At 46.0% G+C, this 19,612-nt stretch carries 16 protein-coding genes; 15 read left to right on the top strand and 1 reads right to left on the bottom strand.

Annotation, left to right across the window (positions count from 1 at the left end):
• Positions 1-59: 59 nt before the first annotated feature.
• The 4 genes from QH73_RS19655 (at position 60) to QH73_RS19640 (ending at position 2,960) form a co-directional block, all read left to right on the top strand.
• On the top strand, positions 60-368 hold the full coding sequence (locus tag QH73_RS19655; RefSeq protein ID WP_132867396.1) for a hypothetical protein: 309 nt from the start codon (positions 60-62) through the stop codon (positions 366-368).
• Positions 369-595: 227 nt separating this feature from the next.
• On the top strand, positions 596-1,852 hold the full coding sequence (locus QH73_RS19650) for a 5'-methylthioadenosine/S-adenosylhomocysteine nucleosidase family protein (RefSeq protein WP_039714128.1): 1,257 nt from the start codon (positions 596-598) through the stop codon (positions 1,850-1,852).
• 221 nt (positions 1,853-2,073) lie between these two features.
• A complete protein-coding gene (locus QH73_RS19645) occupies positions 2,074-2,262 on the top strand; it encodes a hypothetical protein (RefSeq protein ID WP_015155565.1) in 189 nt (62 codons plus the stop codon).
• Positions 2,263-2,549: 287 nt separating this feature from the next.
• Positions 2,550-2,960 carry a hypothetical protein gene (locus QH73_RS19640; protein WP_039714129.1) on the top strand — a complete coding sequence of 137 codons (411 nt, stop codon included), beginning with the start codon at positions 2,550-2,552 and terminating at the stop codon, positions 2,958-2,960.
• Here QH73_RS19640 and QH73_RS19635 read toward each other — a convergent pair.
• Positions 2,944-4,302 (bottom strand): HEAT repeat domain-containing protein, encoded by a 1,359-nt coding sequence (locus tag QH73_RS19635; RefSeq protein ID WP_039714130.1) that lies wholly within the window; start codon positions 4,300-4,302, stop codon positions 2,944-2,946. The genes QH73_RS19640 and QH73_RS19635 overlap by 17 nt on opposite strands.
• A gap of 839 nt (positions 4,303-5,141) precedes the next feature.
• On the opposite strand from QH73_RS19635, the gene QH73_RS19630 reads away from it, so the two are divergent.
• From QH73_RS19630 to gatC, 11 genes are all read left to right on the top strand, one after another.
• Positions 5,142-6,734 carry a ferredoxin--nitrite reductase gene (locus QH73_RS19630; protein ID WP_039714131.1) on the top strand — a complete coding sequence of 531 codons (1,593 nt, stop codon included), beginning with the start codon at positions 5,142-5,144 and terminating at the stop codon, positions 6,732-6,734.
• A 153-nt stretch (positions 6,735-6,887) separates the two neighbouring features.
• Entirely contained in the window at positions 6,888-8,222 is a 1,335-nt protein-coding gene (locus QH73_RS19625; RefSeq protein WP_039714132.1) for a CmpA/NrtA family ABC transporter substrate-binding protein, read from the top strand.
• Positions 8,223-8,388: 166 nt separating this feature from the next.
• Positions 8,389-9,222 (top strand): nitrate ABC transporter permease, encoded by an 834-nt coding sequence (ntrB, locus tag QH73_RS19620; RefSeq protein ID WP_039714133.1) that lies wholly within the window; start codon positions 8,389-8,391, stop codon positions 9,220-9,222.
• Positions 9,223-9,325: 103 nt separating this feature from the next.
• Positions 9,326-11,326 (top strand): ABC transporter ATP-binding/substrate-binding protein, encoded by a 2,001-nt coding sequence (locus tag QH73_RS19610; RefSeq protein WP_039714134.1) that lies wholly within the window; start codon positions 9,326-9,328, stop codon positions 11,324-11,326.
• Between the two features lie 193 nt (positions 11,327-11,519).
• Entirely contained in the window at positions 11,520-12,356 is an 837-nt protein-coding gene (locus tag QH73_RS19605) for an ABC transporter ATP-binding protein (RefSeq protein ID WP_039714135.1), read from the top strand.
• 531 nt (positions 12,357-12,887) lie between these two features.
• A complete protein-coding gene (locus QH73_RS19600) occupies positions 12,888-14,399 on the top strand; it encodes a NarK family nitrate/nitrite MFS transporter (RefSeq protein WP_039714136.1) in 1,512 nt (503 codons plus the stop codon).
• A gap of 92 nt (positions 14,400-14,491) precedes the next feature.
• Positions 14,492-14,632 (top strand): hypothetical protein, encoded by a 141-nt coding sequence (locus QH73_RS19595; RefSeq protein WP_165587742.1) that lies wholly within the window; start codon positions 14,492-14,494, stop codon positions 14,630-14,632.
• A gap of 353 nt (positions 14,633-14,985) precedes the next feature.
• Positions 14,986-17,202 carry a molybdopterin oxidoreductase family protein gene (locus QH73_RS19590; protein ID WP_039714137.1) on the top strand — a complete coding sequence of 739 codons (2,217 nt, stop codon included), beginning with the start codon at positions 14,986-14,988 and terminating at the stop codon, positions 17,200-17,202.
• Between the two features lie 464 nt (positions 17,203-17,666).
• On the top strand, positions 17,667-18,413 hold the full coding sequence (locus tag QH73_RS19585; protein ID WP_039714138.1) for a sulfite exporter TauE/SafE family protein: 747 nt from the start codon (positions 17,667-17,669) through the stop codon (positions 18,411-18,413).
• A 252-nt stretch (positions 18,414-18,665) separates the two neighbouring features.
• Positions 18,666-19,187 carry a photosystem I assembly protein Ycf3 gene (locus tag QH73_RS19580; RefSeq protein ID WP_015155576.1) on the top strand — a complete coding sequence of 174 codons (522 nt, stop codon included), beginning with the start codon at positions 18,666-18,668 and terminating at the stop codon, positions 19,185-19,187.
• A gap of 131 nt (positions 19,188-19,318) precedes the next feature.
• Positions 19,319-19,609, top strand: a complete 291-nt coding sequence (gene gatC / locus QH73_RS19575) for an Asp-tRNA(Asn)/Glu-tRNA(Gln) amidotransferase subunit GatC (protein ID WP_039714139.1) — start codon at positions 19,319-19,321, stop codon at positions 19,607-19,609.
• Positions 19,610-19,612 lie beyond the last annotated feature (3 nt).

The raw sequence follows: 19,612 nt of genomic DNA, 5'->3' as shown, positions 1-19,612 counted from the left end.
GTGTTTTTCACTTACGACTTACGACTTACGACTTACGACTTATTACTTACCCCCATGTCATGGCAAAAACTCTAGGAGAACAGCTTTTAGCAGTGACTGTACGACGCTCTCGCCATGCAGGAACTCATTCTAATTGCTGTAGTGTCTGTGGGAAACCATTGAGTAACGATCGAACTCCTAGCAATCGGCAAGTTGTCACTGAATCAAATTCGAGTCACGTACTCGTTTTTGGGCTAACTGTACTCATCGGTTTACCCATGCTTTGTGGTGTACTGTATCTACTCGGAAGTACGCTAGCAGATCTGCAAACTAAAGGGAGTCGCGCGAATCCTGCGATCGTCAATCGTTGCAACGCCCCCGCTCGATAGGCATGTACGGGTACGCATGTATGGGCGCACGGCTGTGCGCCCCTACCGACTCCCGCTTCTGACAGCAAACACTGGCAAATAAGTCAACTTTTCGATAGTTTCACAACAAAATCCAATGTTTAATTCCTAAGTCATAGTTAAGTTGCAAATACTACCATTTTGAGTGGGTTCCAATACTACTATCCTAATGACCGAGCGTTAAAACAAGAGGGTAGGAGAGCAAAACCATGAAATTGAGTAGAAATACGACCATTGGCAGTTCGCGTTGGTGGCAACTGTCAGTTTTGCTCTCTTTTGCGTTTCAGTTACCCGTCAGCAGCACTCAAGCCGCACCGCTCCAGGGGGAGTGTAAAGCTAATACTGATGCAGTCCCCAGAATTGCTCTCGTTTCTGCATTCTCTGGTGAGGCAGATCGATTTATTGATGAAATGCGCTTGAATGACGGTAAAAATAAATTCGATGGTTGCGTCAATATTAACGGACATCGCTTTAGTAAGGGAAAATTGCGCGGTAAGAACGTCGTTGTCGTGCTGACTAATATCAGTATTGTCAACGCTACAATGGTGACGCAATTAACGCTAGACAAATTTAACGTCTCAAAAGTAATTTTTAGCGGGATCGCTGGTGGAGTTGGTGGGGTTGGGGCAAACGACGACGACCCTAACACCCCGAACGAGACACCCATCGGTTCGGTGACGATCCCCAAACGTTGGGGTTTCCCCCAAGAAACGTATTTCAATAACACGGCAGAAATTGTCCCGTGTGCGTTCTCGCCTGGACTTCAACTCAATCACGTCTTGCAAGATCCCTTGGAGGAAGCCAAGACTTGCAATTTTTTACTAGGACAAGCATCTGAACCAGGGCAAGCTAACCAAGAAGGAATCTTTCAACCCGATGCTAAGAATGCTTTTTTACGCAATACAAATGTCAGTTCCGATCGCGCACCGCAATTTTATTTCAACCAGAATAACGAACAAATCATCCGTCAAGTGCCATTCCCAGGTGCGTCTGTCAACCCAGAGACAGACCAGGACTTAAAATTCTGGTTTGCGGTTGATGAGGCAATGTTTGAAAAAGCAAGTCAGCTGGAAGTTAAATTATTAGATTGTCCCCAAGTTGACCAGGCGGGAAATTGCGCTACTACGCCGATCGATCCACCACCTCAACTCATCGTCGGTCAAAATGGGGTCGCTGGACCTACATTCGTTGACAACGCCCAATATCGGAGATTTCTAGCAACAACCCTCAATTTTGACGAACAGGGCAACCGCAACGCCGACACGGATGTATTGGTTGTCGATATGGAAACCACCGCTTCGGCAATGGTAGCCTATTCCAACAATGTCCCCTTCATTGCTGTCAGAAGCGTTTCTGATTTAGCTGGGGGTGGCGAAGAAGCAGCCGCAACGCAAATCGGCACGTTTTTTGCGATCGCGGCGGAAAATCAAGCGCGGGTTGTATTTGCTCTTTTAGAAAAGCTGTAGGCGATCGGTTGGCAGCAACCTCGTCCGATCGCGAAAATCGGCAACGCCCCAATTCCCTTGATAGCGATTTTCAATTGGATAAAACACACGACCGTAGGGGCGCACGGCTGTGCGCCCCTAAAGATGTCACGTACGCAATCGAGAATTGCTATGAGTACAAATGGTAGCCAACGCAGTATATATTGACTTCGTGCTACCTGTAATACTGGAGGGTTCGATTTATGTCTGCTCATGATGCTAACGCACCTGCCCATCCTACAGACCCAACCATGTTGGATAAGGGATTGACCAAACGCGAATACATTGCTGCGATCGCCCTAGCCGCAACTGATGCTAGTGCAACCGCCCAGGAACGAGCCAAGCAAGCGGTTGAACTGACAGATGCTCTGTTTAAGGCATTGCATGGTTAATTCGTAATTCGTAATTCGTAATTATTGCTCTGTCATGATTGTTGTAGTTGCGAATTGCGAAGAATTAAGTGTAGTGAGTGCAAACCACTTTATTTTTTCCTAATTTGGTTTTATAATACTTATATTATAATGGGAATATTTACTACTTTTTAAAAATCAAAAATAACTCCATTATAAAGTAGATATTAGCAAAAACCTCGGGCAAAATCAAGTAGCGCACCTACTGATTAAATAGAACTACCATAGCAATTTCTATAATTAGAGAGAGATAGCTACTCAGTAAAACAATGGAACGCGGTTTGATTTGGTTGCCACTGCTAGGATTATTTTTTTGGTTAGCTTGGCAGGGACGAAACGAATTTCAAAAAGTAGAAGCCTACCAAAATTGGGCGCAACAGTTTGAAAAATCTAAATACGATCTTTATGCGGTTTTGGGGCAGAACGGCAAGGAATTAACTTGGGGAAAACCAACACGCACAGGACCCATTGACCTGAAAACTTTTTCTTTGGAACGGGTGCGAGAAATCCGCTTACTAGTAGAGGAAAAGCCAGTAGCGTTGGAGACACCACCAAATAAAGGTAAAGCGATCGCGCTAGAATTTATCATGCAAGATTCACAAGATACCGTGCGAATCCCTTTTACAGAGATCCCCATTGCTGTAGAGTGGGGTCAATATTTACTTAAAAAGAAGAATTGAGATCCCATTCTCGCAAAGCGATCGCAACTCCCTGTTGTAGTTGTGGTGAAATGTTAGCATCAGCAGCAAGTTGAATTAACTGCTGATAGGCAGCAGTGGAATTCAACTGTTTGAGAGCAGCGATCGCGTGCAATTTAACGGCAAGATCTGAGTCCGCCAGTAATTGAATCAGCGATGGAATTGCTTGCATTTCACCTAATTGACCTAAAGACAAAGCGATCGCTTGCTTGAGTTTGACGTGTTCTGCTGCTAAGCGATCGGTCCGTAGCAATTCGAGTAAAATTTCTGCTGCTTGTGGCTTTAAACTTAACTGTTCGACTCGTCCTAAAGCATGAATTGTTTCTTGCCAAATTGCGATGGAAGTCATTTGCTCGAAAATTTGTCGTAAATATTCCAGACTGGCTGAGGTTCCAATTCTGCCCAGAGCCAGGACAATTTCTATTTGTAAAGCGCTCGGCGTATGGGGAGACTGCAAGACTCGGAACAAACCTGTTGCAGCTCGATCCGTTCCCAATCTACCTAAACCATTTGCAGCAGCCAGACAAACATCTATGCTGAAGTCATATAATCTCAGCAGCAAGAGATCGACTAAATTCAATTCTTCACGTAAATCGGGGCGAAAACTCAAGCCAGTAACAGCTTCTTTTCTCACTTTTGCCCCCAAATCGCTTAAAGCTTCAACCAGAATGGGCGGAATTTTAGGATCGTGAAAGCTACTTAAAGCTTCGATCGCGATCGCTCTAATTTCCACATCTGAGTCTCGAACAACGCTAAGTAAAGGCTCGATTGTTTCTTTGGTACGAATATAGGCAAGCGATCGCGTGGCTAGCGCTCTTGTATGCTCTGGCTCTAACAACTTTGTAATTGCAGATACAGCATTTGAGCCAATTTCTGCTAAAGCTGCGGCTGCTATTCCCTGTTCTTCTGGATTTGCTGATGTTTGCAACAGCTCTACCAAAGCTGCGATCGCTTCTGGATTGTCAAAAGTCCCCAAACTCCGCACGGCAAACCAGCGCAATTCTTCATCCGCATCTTCATCTGCCAAAATCTCCAATAAAGATGCGATCGCCTCTCGTCCAAATTTAGGCAGTAACTTCGCCACATCCCACCGTTGATGAAAATCTCCCCAAGTCAAAATATCGATTGCCCAGCTCAGCGAAATCGGGAGTCGGGAGTCGGGAGTTGGGAGTCGGGAACTCGATGTAGGCTTAATTCCGAATTCCGCATTCCGAATTCCGAATTCTGAGATGAGTTGCTGAAGGCATTGGAGTAGCAACGCCCAGTTAGAAGCAGCATGGGCGAGTCGTGCCTGTTCTAACAAATTAGCAGTTTGTAAATTCACGGTTAAATGACTGCGATTTGAATTAGATGATTGTCAGTTATCAGGGAGCAGGGAGCAGGGAGTAGGGAGTAGGGAGTAGGGAGCAGCGATAAAAAGTGCTAGTAAAACAAAGTCTCAATCTCTGTACGAAAAATCTGGTGGCGATCGCTAGCTGCTAGCTAATTATGCCAAGAGCAACATATCGCTTGTATACGCTAAAAACTAACAACTGACAACTTTATCAAGACGTTACATGTAACGTCTCTCCACCGACACCTGACAACTGATAACTGATAACTGATTTCAGTCTGACCTAATTGAGACATGCTGCATCCGTCTTTGTACCGATTTCCATGTCATATCTGCATAGAAGTGATGCAAAAAGTTCAATAAAAGCAATGATTTGTTACTTAAGTTACGAATTGGTAGGAAAAATCCGCGTAATTTAGTTTTTAGCAAGCAAGCAACGCGAGTCGGCACTGGATCGAACTGCGATCTATCAAATTATTATTCAGACTGCGAGGACTGAGGTTGTTGCTTCAATTCGGAGGGTTAATAGTAAAGAAGGCGATCGCGAAGTATCGAATGTATCAAAAATACAGGGATGACTTTTCATATGATGCCATTTTAAAACAGCTGCGTGGTGTCTTGTTTGATTCCAGTCCCAAACAAACTGAAGGTGCGTCGCAAACGCTCCATCATACAATGAAAAGAAGATTTTGCCAAGGAAGACAACGGGCAGCAGATTGTCACAAAATCTGAGAGCCGATCCGGAACTTTAGCACTAGCGGAATTTTTAATTTTTTCAACTTAAGTGCTGGTAGTAGCACGACAACAGCAGATAACAGGGATAAAGCCATATGACGGACGCAGCAACCTCCAAGGCAAGTCTGAATAAATTTGAAAAATTTAAGGCAGAAAAAGATGGTCTTGCGGTTAAAGCAGAGATCGAACAATTTGCATCCATTGGCTGGGAAGCAATGGATGAAACAGATCGCGACCATCGCCTTAAGTGGCTAGGCGTGTTCTTTCGTCCGGTCACTCCAGGTAAATTCATGATGCGGCTGCGGATGCCTAACGGCATTATCACCACCCAGCAGATGCGAGTGTTAGGTGAAGTCTTGCAACGCTATGGCGATGACGGTAGCGCAGACATCACGACCAGACAGAATATTCAGTTGCGGGGCATTCGGATGGAAGACTTGCTAGAAATCTTTCACAAGTTTGCTGCTGTGGGATTAACCAGCGTTCAATCGGGGATGGATAACGTCCGTAACATCACTGGCGATCCGCTAGCAGGACTCGATGCCGAAGAGTTATTTGACACGCGAGACTTAGTGCATCAAGTGCAGAACGCAATCACCAATTACGGTGAGGGAAACCCAGAATTCACCAACTTACCGCGAAAGTTTAATATTGCCATTACTGGCGGTCGCGATAACTCAGTCCATGCAGAGATCAACGATCTTGCTTTTGTTCCCGCGTTTCAGGAAGGGAGTCGGGAGTCGGGAGTCGGGAGTCGGGAAAAAGAGTTTGGTTTTAATATCCTCGTAGGAGGTTTCTTTTCTGCCAAACGTTGCGAGGCGGCAGTTCCTCTTGATGCTTGGGTAGCACCAGAAGATGTGGTTGCTGTATGCAGAGCAGTTTTGGAAGTCTATAGAGATAACGGACTGCGAGCCAATCGACAAAAAGCGCGTTTAATGTGGCTGATTGACGAGTGGGGCATGGAAAAATTCCGTCTAGCTGTAGAAACCCAATTAGGTAAATCTCTGCGATCGGCAGCTGCTAAAGACGAAATCGACTGGGAAAAACGCGACCATATTGGAATCTACCCTCAAAAACAGCCAGGACTGCACTACGTCGGCTTACACGTTCCTATCGGACGGCTCTACGCTCAAGATATGTTTGAAGTAGCGCGGTTAGCAGAAGTTTATGGCAGTGGCGAGATTCGCCTGACTGTAGAACAAAACATAATTATTCCTAACATTCCCGATTCGCGTCTTAGAACCTTCCTGGCAGAACCACTCTTACAACGCTTCTCTATAGAACCCGAGACACTCACCCGAGGACTCGTATCCTGTACGGGCGCTCAGTTCTGCAACTTTGCCCTGATTGAAACCAAAAATCGAGCGCTGGCAACAATTAAGGCGCTAGAGGCAGAACTAACATTTACTCAACCAGTCCGCATTCACTGGACGGGATGCCCTAACTCCTGCGGACAACCCCAGGTAGCGGACATTGGGCTGATGGGAACCAAAGCCCGTAAAGATGGCAAACCTGTAGAAGGCGTTGACATCTATATGGGTGGCAAAGTCGGCAAGGATGCTCATTTAGGTAGCTGCATTACAAAGGGAATTCCCTGCGACGATTTGCAGCCAGTGTTGCGAAATTTACTCATCGAGCATTTCGGCGCTAGACCCAGGCAAGAAGCCGTATTAGGAGCTAGAAGCTAGGGACAGCGATCGGTTATCAGTGACCAGTGACCAAGGTTTTGAGTTTTGAGTTTTGAGTTCAATTCAACATTCAACATTCAAAACTCTCTTCCACGCACCACTCTTTCACCAACTACCAACTACCAATTACCAACTACCAACTACCAATCCAGAATGACCAAGTTTACAAGACGGCAATTCATCATTACTACAGGTGCAGCAGCGGCAGGTTCAGCTTTCGTTCACGGTTGCAGTTCAAGCAACACGGCAAGTAACAATACTTCTACTACGAATACTAGTTCGACAGCTAATGTTAGTCCCGTCGCCGACGCTCCCAAAGTAGAGACAACTACAGCAAAGTTAGGCTTTATCGCCCTGACTGATTCTGCACCCTTGATTATTGCTGCGGAAAAGGGACTGTTTGCCAAATACGGCATGACTGATGTGAAGGTGGAAAAGCAAGCCTCTTGGCCCGTCACCCGCGATAACTTGGCACTGGGTTCTAGTGGTGGCGGGATTGATGGGGCGCATATCCTCACGCCAATGCCTTACTTAATGAGCTTGGGAACGATTACTGAGGGTAAAAAGATTCCCATGTACATTTTGGCAAGGCTGAATACCAACGGTCAGGCAATTTCTGTTGCTGAAACTTACAAGGAGTTAAAGGTAGCGAAGGAAAGCACGCCACTCAAGGAAGCTTTTGCTAAATCTAAAGCTGCTGGCAAAGATCTCAAAGTAGCCATGACTTTTCCTGGCGGGACACACGACTTATGGATTCGTTACTGGCTAGCAGCTGGTGGTGTTAATCCTAACTCTGATGTTTCAGTCGTTCCCGTTCCACCACCGCAAATGGTAGCCAACATGAAAGTAGGCAACATGGAAGCTTTCTGCGTAGGAGAACCTTGGAATGCCCAACTGGTGAACCAAAAGCGAGGATACACGGCTTTGGTAACTGGAGAGTTGTGGAACGACCATCCAGAAAAAGCTTTTGCAATGCGGGCTGACTGGGTAGATAAAAACCCCAATGCGGCGAAAGCATTATTGATGGCAGTACAAGAAGCCCAGCAATGGTGCGAAAAAGCAGAAAACAAAGAGGAGATGGTGCAGATTGTCTCCCAGCAGAAGTGGTTTAGAGTCCCAGCTAAAGATATTATCGAGCGAGCTAAGGGCAACATTGACTACGGCGACGGTCGTACAGAAGAAAACTATGCCTACAAAATGAAGTTTTGGGCAGACAATGCTTCTTACCCCTATAAGAGTCATGACTTGTGGTTTTTGACGGAAAATATTCGCTGGGGTTATATTCCGGCAAATACAGACACGAAGAAACTCGTAGACCAAGTAAACCGGGAAGATCTATGGAAAGAAGCTGCTAAAGCGATTGGTGTACCAGACGCAGAAATTCCTAAGAGTTCTTCCCGTGGTGTGGAAACTTTCTTTGATGGAGTCAAATTCGATCCAGAAAATCCCGCAGCATATTTGAAGAGTCTAAAGATTAAGAAAGCTTAATGAGGGGTGAGGAGTGAGGAGCGAGGAGTGAGGGGAAGAAGAGAGCTAGGGAAGCTGGGGGAGCTGAGGAAGCAATTCTAGTTCCACCAGCCAAAGCGCCACTAACCACTTTCTCGACTCCCGACTCCCACAATATTCTTAGCAACCACAGCAGAATCGGAGGAGCATGACCGCAACGCTAGAGAGTCGTTCGAGAAAAAGTTTACAGCAGAAAGCGATCGCCAAGTTTATCGCTAAAAAAGTGATTCCACCCATCGTGGCGATCGCTATTTTTGCAGTGATTTGGCAGTTACTTACAATGAGCGGTATCCTCGCTCTACCTTCCCCGATCGCGGTAATTCAAGAAACATGGGACCCTTACATCATCAATCCCTTTTTTGATAATGGTGGGACGGATAAAGGATTAGCATTACAAATCATTGCTAGTTTGGGACGGGTCGCTATCGGTTTTTCCCTCTCAGCCATTGTCGGAATTACTCTGGGAATTCTGATTGGCTCGAATGAATTTGTTTACAACGCTGTAGACCCAATTTTTCAAGTCCTCAGAACCGTTCCACCTTTGGCATGGTTGCCTTTATCGTTGGCAGCATTACAACAATCCAATCCCTCCGCAATTTTTGTCATTTTCATCACAGCAATTTGGCCCATTATCATCAACACGACAGTGGGCGTACAACAGCTGCCTCAAGATTATCGCAACGTCGCCAGAGTTCTCAAACTCAGGGGAAGCAAATATTTCTTTAAAATTCTGTTTCCCGCCACCGTGCCTTACATCTTTACAGGTTTGAGAATCGGGATCGGCTTATCTTGGTTAGCAATTGTTGCCGCAGAAATGTTAGTTGGTGGTGTCGGAATCGGCTTCTTTATCTGGGACGCTTATAACAGCTCTTTATTAAGTCAAATCATCATCGCCCTGATTTATGTCGGTGTTGTCGGTCTGCTATTAGACAGAATCGTTGCTTTCATTGCTAGTAAAGTCGTTCCAGAAGAACAGAACTAGTGGCTAGTGGCTGGTGGCTAGTGGCTAGTGGCTGACTACCAATTACCAACTACCAACTACCAATCACCAACTACCAACTACCAATCACCAACTACCAATTACCATGTCAGTTTTTGTTGAAGTCGATCACGTTGACAGAATATTCACGCTGCCGAATGGTAGTACCTACACGGCACTGAAAAATATTGAATTAAAAATTAAACAGGGTGAGTTTATTTCCTTAGTCGGTCACTCTGGTTGTGGCAAATCGACGCTACTAAATATTATTGCTGGTCTAGACCGTGCCAGTCGTGGCGGCGTAATCCTAGAAGGACGGCAGGTGAAAGAACCTGGACCCGATCGCATGGTGGTATTTCAAAACTACTCTCTACTGCCCTGGATGACAGTGTACGAGAATATCTCGCTGGCAGTTGATGAAGTTTACAAAAATCAAACCAAGGCAGAAAGACGCTCGACTGTCGAACATCACATCGATTTAGTCGGCTTGCGTCACGCCAGAGATAAGCGTCCAGGCGAACTCTCTGGAGGGATGAAACAACGGGTAGCGATCGCCCGTGCTTTAGCAATTCGCCCCAAGTTGCTGCTCCTCGACGAACCCTTCGGGGCATTAGATGCTCTGACGCGAGGCGGCTTGCAGGAACAGTTGATGAAGATCTGCGAAGAAAGTCACGTTACCTGCGTGATGGTAACGCATGACGTAGACGAAGCCTTATTGCTGAGCGATCGCATTGTCATGCTCACCAACGGTCCCGAAGCGCAAATCGGACAAATTCTGGATGTCAACATTCCCCGTCCCCGCCAGCGGATGGAAGTCGTGAATCATCCCAGCTACTACGCCATGCGTAACGAGCTGATCTACTTCCTCAACCAACAAAAACGCATCAAGCAACGCAAAGCAAAACAACACGTCGTCATTGCTGGCAACGGTTTAGAAAAAGTCAATTTAGAAATCGGTTTTATCCCCCTCACCGACTGCGCCCCATTGGTAGTAGCTAAAGAGAAAGGCTTCTTTGCCAAATACGGCTTAACCGATGTCCACCTCAGCCGCGAACCGAGTTGGAAGGAGATCGCTAAAGGTGTCGGTACGGGACGCTTAGATGCAGCCCAAATGGTTGCAGCGATGCCCTTAGCCATGACTTTAGGGGCGGGTGGTAAAACTCCAGTTCCCATTGTCAGCGCTCTTACCCTGTCCCGTAACGGTAACGCGATTACGCTGAGCAAAAAGTTTTTTGAGCAAGGAGTCAAAACCCTAGCTGACTTAAAAGCCGCGATCGCCTCTGACTCCGATACCGTCCACACCTTCGGGATGGTACACCCAGCCTCAATGCACAACCTGCTGTTACGCTACTGGCTGGCTGCGGGAGGCATCCACCCCGATGAAGATGTTAGCCTAACCGTGATTCCGCCACCACAAATGGTAGCTAATCTCAGAGCTGGTAACATTGACGGTTATTGTGTCGGCGAACCTTGGAATTCCCGCGCCGTTTACGAAGAATTAGGATTTGTCGTTGCCACCGACCTAGATTTGTGGGCGGGACATCCAGAAAAAGTTTTAGGCGTGCGGGAAGAATGGGCGAACCAGTATCCCCAAACTCACGTTGCCCTAGTTAAAGCATTACTAGAAGCTTGCGACTACTGCGACGATCGCCGCCATCGGGAAGAGATTCTCGAATTACTCTGCCGACCGGAATACGTCGGTTCCGATCCCGCTTACACCCGTCCTGGGTTCCTCGATCCCTACAATCGCGGCGACGGTTCCGCACCCCAACAACTATTGCATTTCAACCAATTCCACGTAGACAAAGCCAACTATCGCGATCGCACCGATTTGCTGTGGATCTTGACTCAGTTGGCACGCTGGGGACTGATCCCATTCCCGAAAAACTGGGTGGAAGTCCTCGATCGCGTCAGCCGTACCGATGTATTCGGCATCGCCGCCCGCGAACTAGGATTCATGGACATCGGACACGATCCCCAACCCATCAAACTATTTGACGGCAAAATCCTCTATCCCGATCGCCCGATCGACTACCTCAACAGTTTGGAAATCAAACATCAAATCCGCGTAGAAGAAGTCGCGATCGATCCTGTAGTCACTGTTTGAAAGAAGGATAAGAGAGACAAGGGGGACAAGGAGGACAAGGGAGACAAAGAAGAAGTCAAAATCTAGCTTTCGCCTCTTGCCTTTTACCCCTACTCCCTACTCCTGTACGGGCGGGTTCACCAGAAATCTCTGCTAGTAGTAAAGCCGCTTGGTAAATCCGCCCCTACCACTCCCGACTCCCCTAAACAAAACAATGCAAATTAGAGAAACTCACCCCTCACTCCTCACTCCTCACTCCTCACATCGCGACCCATTTCTAGTTATCGAGGATGTTTCCAAGGTCTATCCGACGAAAAATGGTTCTTACACAGTTTTAAAAGATGTCAATTTCACTGCTTATGAAGGTGAGTTTATCTGTCTGATCGGTCACTCTGGTTGCGGTAAGACTACCCTGTTGAACATGGTGGCAGGATTTAACAAACCGACTACAGGGGAAGTCAGGCTGCAAAACGATCGCGTCACCGAACCAGGACCGGAACGGATGATGGTGTTTCAAAATTACTCTTTGCTGCCCTGGATGACGGCGTTTGATAACGTCTATCTATCAATTGATGCCGTTCATCCCAATATGCCAGCGGCGCAGAAAAAAGCGATCGCTAAAGAGCATTTGGCAATGGTAGGACTGACGGAAGCTGCCGATAAAAAGCCCCGCCAGCTATCTGGTGGGATGAAACAACGAGTCGCGATCGCCCGTGCTTTAGCTATTCGTCCCCAAATCCTGATCCTCGACGAACCTTTCGGGGCGCTGGATGCCATTACCAAAGAGGAACTCCAAGAAGAACTGCTAACAATTTGGCGAGAACACCGCGTCACCGTGCTAATGATTACGCATGACATTGACGAAGCCCTATTTTTATCCGACCGAACGATCTTGATGACCAACGGTCCTTCGGCAACGATTGGCGAAGTTGTGGAGATTCCCTTCGCCCGTCCCCGCGAGCGCGCCCGCATCATCGAAGATCCCCGTTATTACGAACTGCGCAACCACATTCTCGACTTCTTGTATCATCGTCATGCTCATGTGGAGTAGATAGTGGCTGGTGGCTGGTGGCTAGTGGCTGGACTCTTTTCTAGTCACTAGCTACTAGTGACTCATCACTGATAACTGAAATCGCGATCGCCCCGCTCTTTAGGCGATCGCGATTTTTTTTGCAATCTGTCTTTGGGTGGTAAATATGTATGAAAATGCATGATTATTATGCGTTTATTTCATGATTAATGCAATTCCGTTACAAAATATACGAAACTTCTGGCTTTAGTAATCCAATCTAGAGTAGTAACCAGTATTGAAAGTGACAATTAAAAGTTCAGATGCAATAAATTTTCTATCAGTGCGATGAATGCAATTCTTGTGATGAGAAAAAACTCAAGCTAGCAGATTTTTACGATATGGTTTGCCGATATGGTTTGACGCTGATAGAACGTTTTCAAACTGGTAAAAGATAGCCTAATTCAGACGCATAAATCCCAATAGCTCGTACACCTTCTCTTGAGGCAATTTCAGAATTGCCAATAGTGCAACTTTTGCAATTCCTACTCTTTTGACTTAGGAAGTCATCTCATGCTCAAAGGCTTAATTTCTTTTCAGGGTCGCTACCGTATCTTACATCAAACGTGGTTTGCTTTCTTTCTAACGTTTGTTTGTTGGTTTAACTTTGCGCCGTTCGCCGGATTAATTCAGAAAGAACTTCATTTAAGCGATCCGCAAAAAACAACTCTCCTCATCTGCAACGTAGCACTGACAATTCCAGCCCGTATTATTATCGGTATGCTGCTGGATCGGTTTGGTCCGAGAATTACCTACTCTTGTCTGTTGATGTTTGCCGTAGTTCCTTGTATGGCAACAGCAATGTCTCACGATTTCAACCAGTTGGTATGGAGTCGTTTGCTGATGGGGATTGTCGGTTCTGGGTTCGTGATTGGCATTCGCATGGTGTCTGAGTGGTTTCCACCCAAGGATATTGGTATTGCTCAAGGTGTCTATGGCGGCTGGGGTAACTTTGGGGCTTTTGGTGCTGAATTTGCTCTCCCAATTCTTGCAGTAGCTACTGGCTTTGTTGCAGGTGGTGCATCTAACTGGCGCTTAGCGATCGCCCTTACAGGTATTGTTGCTGCAATTTACGGTGTTATCTACTTCAATACTGTCCAAGATACTCCTAGCGGTAAAGTTTACAAGCGTCCTAAGAAAAATGGTGCGATGGAAGTCACCAGCAAAGGCAGTTTTTATGCCATGCTGCTGTCAAATTTCGGTCTGATTTTCGCTCTGGGTTTGTTAGCTTGGCGTTTGGCTCAACCTAAAATTCACTTCCTCAGCCAAAGCCAAATGTATATTGTTTGGATTGGGCTATTAGGGTTGTATGCTTACCAAACTTATCAAGGTTGGCGCGTCAATAAAGAGTTATTAACCGGACAAAAAATTTACGCTCCATCCGAACGCTATCAATTTCGTCAAGTTGCTTTACTCGAATTCACTTACGTCACCAATTTTGGTTCGGAATTGGCAGCAGTTTCTATGCTCCCAATCTTCTTTGAAACAACTTTTGGATTAGATCATCATATGGCAAGTACCCTTGCCTCATCCTATCCATTCTTAAACTTAGTTTCTCGTCCTAGCGGTGGTTTAATTTCCGATAAATTAGGTTCGCGCAAATGGACGATGACAGTTATTTCGGTTGGAATTGGGATTAGCTACTTACTCGCTTATGAAATTAACGGTAGCTGGGCTTTACCGCTAGCGATCGCCGTGACAATGCTCTCTGCCTACTTTGCCCAAGCTGGTTGTGGTGCAACTTATGGGATCGTACCTCTGATTAAAAAAGAAATTACCGGACAAATTTCTGGTAACGTCGGAGCATATGGTAACTTTGGTGGAGTAATTTATTTAACAATTCTTAGCCTGACCAATGCCCGTACTTTGTTTGCCACAATGGGAATTGCTGCTCTAGTTTGTGCTAGCTTATGCGCCTTCTGCTTGAAGGAACCAAAAGGCTCTTTTGCTGAAGATTACGAAACTACTGCGACAGCAGAAAATTCGCTACCAAGTAGTTCTATGTTGGCAGAAGAATTAGAGTAAAATCTTCTATTGCATTCCACCTACCTAATCTTTACATGGGATAACGCAGATAAATCTGAAACTGCATTATCCTATTTTTCTATTATTAACCAATGACACTTAGAAAAGAAAGCGAACAGTTATCAGTTATCAGTGTAGAGATGTTACATGTAACGTCTGTACAAAGTTATCAGTTATCAGTTAACCGTCAACTGTCAACCGTCAACCGTCAACCGTCAACCAATGACCAATAACAGCGATCGCCAAAAGTTTTGAAAAATACTACTTCGTTTGCCTCTCTCTACGGTTATAATTTTTACTGGAAGTGACTGAGGGAAATACTACATCTGATAGCAAAATTAAATAGGATCTGTTCGATCTATTTCGATTGTGATTATGTCAGAACTCTCAGACAATTTTACTCCTGAAAACGGTATTTGTGTAACATTTTCTACAGACTAAAATTCCGAACGTAGGTAAGTTATCTGGTAATGTAGAATCGTGGTTTAAAGTGGTGAAAAACTGTCAAATTTACTGGAATATCTTCTCCTAATTCTCCAACTTTAAACTTGAAGCCCATTAACGAAAAAATTGCGGTAACACTGTCATGACTGACTCCACCAAAACCCTGTGTCCTTATTGTGGTGTCGGCTGCGGCTTAGAAGTCTCACCCCCAGCCGCTGCTGGCAAAGCTACCAATCGAGACAGTCAAGGGAATCCAGTCTGGAAAGTGAGAGGGGACAAAGCCCATCCTTCCAGTCAAGGAATGGTGTGCGTCAAAGGCGCGACAATAGCAGAAGCGATCGCCAAAAGCCGCTTACGCTATCCGATGGTGAGAGACGCGCTCAATGAAGAGTTCCGCCAAGTAAGCTGGGAAGAAGCATTTGAAAAAATTGTCAATCGCATTCAAGCAGTTCGCCAGACTCAAGGGGCTGACGCAATTTGCATGTATGGTTCCGGTCAGTTTCAGACCGAAGACTATTACATCGCCCAAAAACTCATGAAGGGGTGTTTGGGGACGAATAACTTTGATGCCAACTCTCGCCTGTGCATGTCGTCCGCGGTATCTGGTTATATACAAAGTTTTGGTGCTGACGGTCCTCCCTGTTGCTACGAGGACTTGGAACAAACCGATTGCGCTTTTTTAATCGGTACGAATACTGCTGAGTGTCACCCAATCATTTTCAACCGCCTCAATAAATACTGCAAGCAGAACCGCAACGTCAAAATGGTAGTCGTCGATCCGCGCCACACAACTACGGCGGAAGCTGCTGACTTGCATCTTGCCATTCATCCTGGGACGGATATCGACTTACTTAACGGGATCGCCCATTTGTTAATGCGTTGGGGCTGTATCGACTTAGATTTTATTGAAGATTGTACGAGTAATTTTCCTGCTTATGCAGAGACGATCCAACACTACACCCCAGAGATGGTGGCGCAAAAATGCGGGATCTCTGCTGCCGATTTAGAGACGGCGGCGCGATACTGGAAAGAATCGAAGCGCGTCCTATCTATGTGGTCGATGGGCGTAAACCAGTCTTCGGAAGGTACGGCAAAGGTAAGAACCATTATCAACTTGCACCTCATGACAGGGCAAATTGGCAAGCCTGGTGCGGGTCCATTTTCTCTGACAGGACAACCAAATGCAATGGGTGGACGAGAAGCAGGGGGATTGGCACATCTGCTTCCAGGCTACCGCAGCGTCAAAAATCCACAACACCGCGCCGAATTAGAGGGAGTTTGGGGCGTGCCAGCTGGCAGTATTTCACCCTACATGGGTCGCACGGCTTGGGAAATGATTACAGGATTAGAGTCAGAGGAAGTCGGCGTATTGTGGATTGCAGCAACTAACCCAGCTGTAAGTATGCCAGATTTGGAAAGGACGAAAGCAGCACTATTGCGATCGCCTTTTACCATTTACCAAGATGCCTATTATCCTACCGAAACTGCTGCCTACGCCCACGTCTTGCTGCCCGCCGCACAGTGGAGTGAAAAGACGGGTGTAATGACAAATTCCGAACGGTGCGTGACTCTGTGTAGTGCCTTTCGTCAGCCACCAGGAGAAGCCAAAGCAGACTGGGAAATCTTTGCTGAAGTTGGGAGAAGGTTGGGCTTTACCGAACAGTTTGCTTTTTCTGCTGCTACCCAAGTCTACGCTGAATTTACCAAAATTACGCGCGATCGCCCTTGCGACATGTCAGGCCTGAGTCACGAACGCCTCCGCGCGGAAGGACCGCAACAATGGCCCTGTCCTGAATCTGAGTTAGGGAAATCGGATCGTCACGAAAAAGCCAAACGGTTGTATACAGATTTTAAATTCCATACCCCTGACGGGAGGGCGAAGTTCGCCGCCTACCACTCGCGGGGATTAGCAGAACCACCCGATCCGAAATATCCTTATGTCTTGACAAACGGGCGATTATATGGTCATTGGCACACTCAAACCCGCACGGGCAGAATTGAAAAAATTCAACAGATGCATCCCAACCCGTTTATTGAAATTCATCCCCGCGATGCTGCGACTTTGAGAATTAACAATGACGACTGGGTAGAAGTGCGATCGCGGCGTGGTAAAGCTAAGTTTCCTGCTAAAGTGACAAAAGCGATCGCTCCTGGGACGGTGTTTGTCCCGATGCACTGGGGGGCTTTGTGGGCAGAACAAGCTGAAGCCAATGCCCTCACCCATCCCGAAGCCTGTCCTGACTCTGGACAGCCAGAACTCAAGGCTTGTGCGGTACAACTCGTACCCCTCAGCAGCAGTCTGTTTTCTGCTCAAGAAGTAGAGCAATACGATCCTGCACCCTCTCCTATTTCAGTGTGACCGGAACAATTCAAAAGTCAAAAGTCAAAAGTCAAAAGTCAAAAGTCAAAAGTCAAAAGTCAAAAATTGTCGGGGCGGGTTCACCAGAAATACTGGTTAAAGTCAAAGACAATTGGTAAACCCGCCCGTACAGGTATCAAAAGTCAAAAGTCAAAAGTCAAAAGTCAAAATTTAAGAGGGGACAAGCCTTTAACCAATACTTCGTAGGTCTTGATTCGATCCCCCCAACCCCCTTAAAAAGGGGGGGCTAAGAATGGCTTGGTTTCCCCCTTTTTAAGGGGGACTAAGGGGGATCTCCAAGGACTATGGACTCTAACCGAGAAGTATTGAGCCTTTAACGGATGTCTGTGTCTCGTTCTGGCTATAGCAACGTAAAGAGTGCAAATTCTAGTAGCAATGGCTGCAAGTAAAGAGGTAAAGTAAATACCTAAGATTATAAAGATTTATTAAAGGCGATCGCCTCTATGACGGTTCTCCTGTTGGCAGTGTCGAGCTTTATTGCTTGGGTTATTAGTAGCTTAGCTGGTGGGGGAAGTCCGTTTATTATTATTCCGATGGTAAACTTCCTGCTGGAAACGCCAGCTATTCCGCCAGTCGTGACCACAGGAATGTTATTGGGGAACTTACAGCGAGTTTTTGTTTTTTGGCGAGATATAGATTGGCGGCTAACTTGGTGGTATTTGCCTGGTGCAGTGACAGGGGCGATTTTGGGTGCGATCGCGTTTACTCAAACCCATCTAGAGTGGATTCAAACTCTGCTAGGGCTATTTTTAGTGAGTTCTGCTTTTAGTTTGTTTGTGGGCGAGAGCAAACCATCTTTTCAAGTCTCGGGTTGGGTTTTCTTGCCTGCTGGTTTTATTCACGCTTTTCTCTCTGGCTTACTCGGTAGTATTGGTCCAATCTTAAATCCATTGTATTTAAATTACGGTTTATTTAAAGAAAAAATGATCGGCACGAAATCCGCCCACGTTTTAGTAGTACATATAGCCAAAATGTGTACCTATGCTAGCTTGGGAGCATTTACACAATCGTATCTCTGGTATGGATTAGTCATTGGGATGGCAGCAATTCCGGCGAACTGGATAGGACAGCAAATTTTACAGAAAATGAGCGACGAGCAGTTTCACAAGTTTGTAACTGTACTGATAACTATTAGCGGTTTATCAATGTTGTGGAATCAAAGAAGATTTTTTGCTGTTTTATTGCAATGAGATCTAGCTATTCTCAATTAGATGAGGTATATAAGATCTGTCGTAGTAGGGGCGCACAGCTGTGCGCCCCTACGAATGTATTTCACCCCTATTAGGAAACGCTATAAGTTAGAAATCGGACATCCTCTCAACCATCCAGCTGAGTGCGACTGAGTTGAAGATCGGCGATGCGTCTCGTCCTGTTTTAAATTGTCGCACTCACGTTAAGATAGATCGCAAAAGCGATACACCAAACGGTAGCTCGGACTCGATATGCCAAGAAGCCAGCGTAATGACAACTTTGTAGATAAAACATTTACCGTCATGGCAGATATCATTCTGAAGATTCTGCCTACCAATAAAAAAGCTAAAGAAGCTTTTGTCTATTACCGCGATGGTATGTCTGCTCAGGGGGCTGGAGAGTATGCCGAAGCTTTAGACAACTACAGACAGGCTTTGGAACTAGAAGAAGATCCCTACGATCGCAGCTACGTTCTCTACAACATGGGATTAATTTATACAAATAATGGCGAACACGAGATAGCTTTGGAGTACTACGAAAAGGCACTCGAATGTTACCCCAACATGACGCAAGCCTTGAATAACATGGCTGTGATCTATCACTTCCAAGGGGAAAAAGCCAAAGAAGAAGGAGATAGCGATCGCGCCGATAGTTTATTCGATCTCGCCGCTGACTACTGGAAACGCGCTATCCAAATAGATCCCAACAACTATCTCGAAGCGCAAAACTGGCTCAAAACCACCGGACGTTTATCAAAAGATATTTACTTTTAATGGGAATGGGTAATGGGGAAGTCAAAAGTGAAAAGTTAAAAGTCAAAAACTATAGATGACCAACTACCTTCACGCAGTGTAGCGCCAGCGTCTACTACCAATTACCAACTACCAATTACCAATTACCATCCATGCTCGACAAAGAACAAGTTCATAAAGTTGCCCATCTCGCACGCCTAGCACTCACTCCCGAAGAGGAGGAACAATTTACCACTCAATTGAGTAGTATTCTAGATTATTTCGAGCAGTTGAGCGAACTTGACGTAACTGACGTACCTCCAACCATGAGGGCAATTGATGCTAGTAACATCACCCGCGCGGATAAACTAGAACCATATAGCGATCGCCAAGCTATACTCGAAAGCGCTCCAGAACAGGATGGGGAATTTTTCAAAGTTCCCAAGATCCTCAACGAAGGCTAATTC

Origin of the sequence: Scytonema millei VB511283, assembly GCF_000817735.3 — a bacterium.
In the GTDB taxonomy this organism is placed as follows: Bacteria; Cyanobacteriota; Cyanobacteriia; order Cyanobacteriales; family Chroococcidiopsidaceae; genus Chroococcidiopsis; species Chroococcidiopsis millei_B.
This window is presented reverse-complemented; position numbering and strand designations above follow the sequence as displayed.

Excerpts from the sequence above, each read along its gene's own strand:
- QH73_RS19600 (WP_039714136.1), top strand. The coding sequence starts at position 12,888 with ATGCTCAAAGGCTTAATTTCTTTTCAGGGTCGCTACCGTATCTTACAT.
- gatC (WP_039714139.1), top strand. The coding sequence starts at position 19,319 with ATGCTCGACAAAGAACAAGTTCATAAAGTTGCCCATCTCGCACGCCTA.
- QH73_RS19605 (WP_039714135.1), top strand. The coding sequence starts at position 11,520 with ATGCAAATTAGAGAAACTCACCCCTCACTCCTCACTCCTCACTCCTCA.
- QH73_RS19590 (WP_039714137.1), top strand. The coding sequence starts at position 14,986 with ATGACTGACTCCACCAAAACCCTGTGTCCTTATTGTGGTGTCGGCTGC.
- QH73_RS19645 (WP_015155565.1), top strand. The coding sequence starts at position 2,074 with ATGTCTGCTCATGATGCTAACGCACCTGCCCATCCTACAGACCCAACC.
- QH73_RS19640 (WP_039714129.1), top strand. The coding sequence starts at position 2,550 with ATGGAACGCGGTTTGATTTGGTTGCCACTGCTAGGATTATTTTTTTGG.
- QH73_RS19610 (WP_039714134.1), top strand. The coding sequence starts at position 9,326 with ATGTCAGTTTTTGTTGAAGTCGATCACGTTGACAGAATATTCACGCTG.
- QH73_RS19655 (WP_132867396.1), top strand. The coding sequence starts at position 60 with ATGGCAAAAACTCTAGGAGAACAGCTTTTAGCAGTGACTGTACGACGC.
- QH73_RS19650 (WP_039714128.1), top strand. The coding sequence starts at position 596 with ATGAAATTGAGTAGAAATACGACCATTGGCAGTTCGCGTTGGTGGCAA.
- QH73_RS19630 (WP_039714131.1), top strand. The coding sequence starts at position 5,142 with ATGACGGACGCAGCAACCTCCAAGGCAAGTCTGAATAAATTTGAAAAA.
- QH73_RS19580 (WP_015155576.1), top strand. The coding sequence starts at position 18,666 with ATGCCAAGAAGCCAGCGTAATGACAACTTTGTAGATAAAACATTTACC.
- QH73_RS19585 (WP_039714138.1), top strand. The coding sequence starts at position 17,667 with ATGACGGTTCTCCTGTTGGCAGTGTCGAGCTTTATTGCTTGGGTTATT.
- ntrB (WP_039714133.1), top strand. The coding sequence starts at position 8,389 with ATGACCGCAACGCTAGAGAGTCGTTCGAGAAAAAGTTTACAGCAGAAA.
- QH73_RS19625 (WP_039714132.1), top strand. The coding sequence starts at position 6,888 with ATGACCAAGTTTACAAGACGGCAATTCATCATTACTACAGGTGCAGCA.
- QH73_RS19595 (WP_165587742.1), top strand. The coding sequence starts at position 14,492 with ATGACACTTAGAAAAGAAAGCGAACAGTTATCAGTTATCAGTGTAGAG.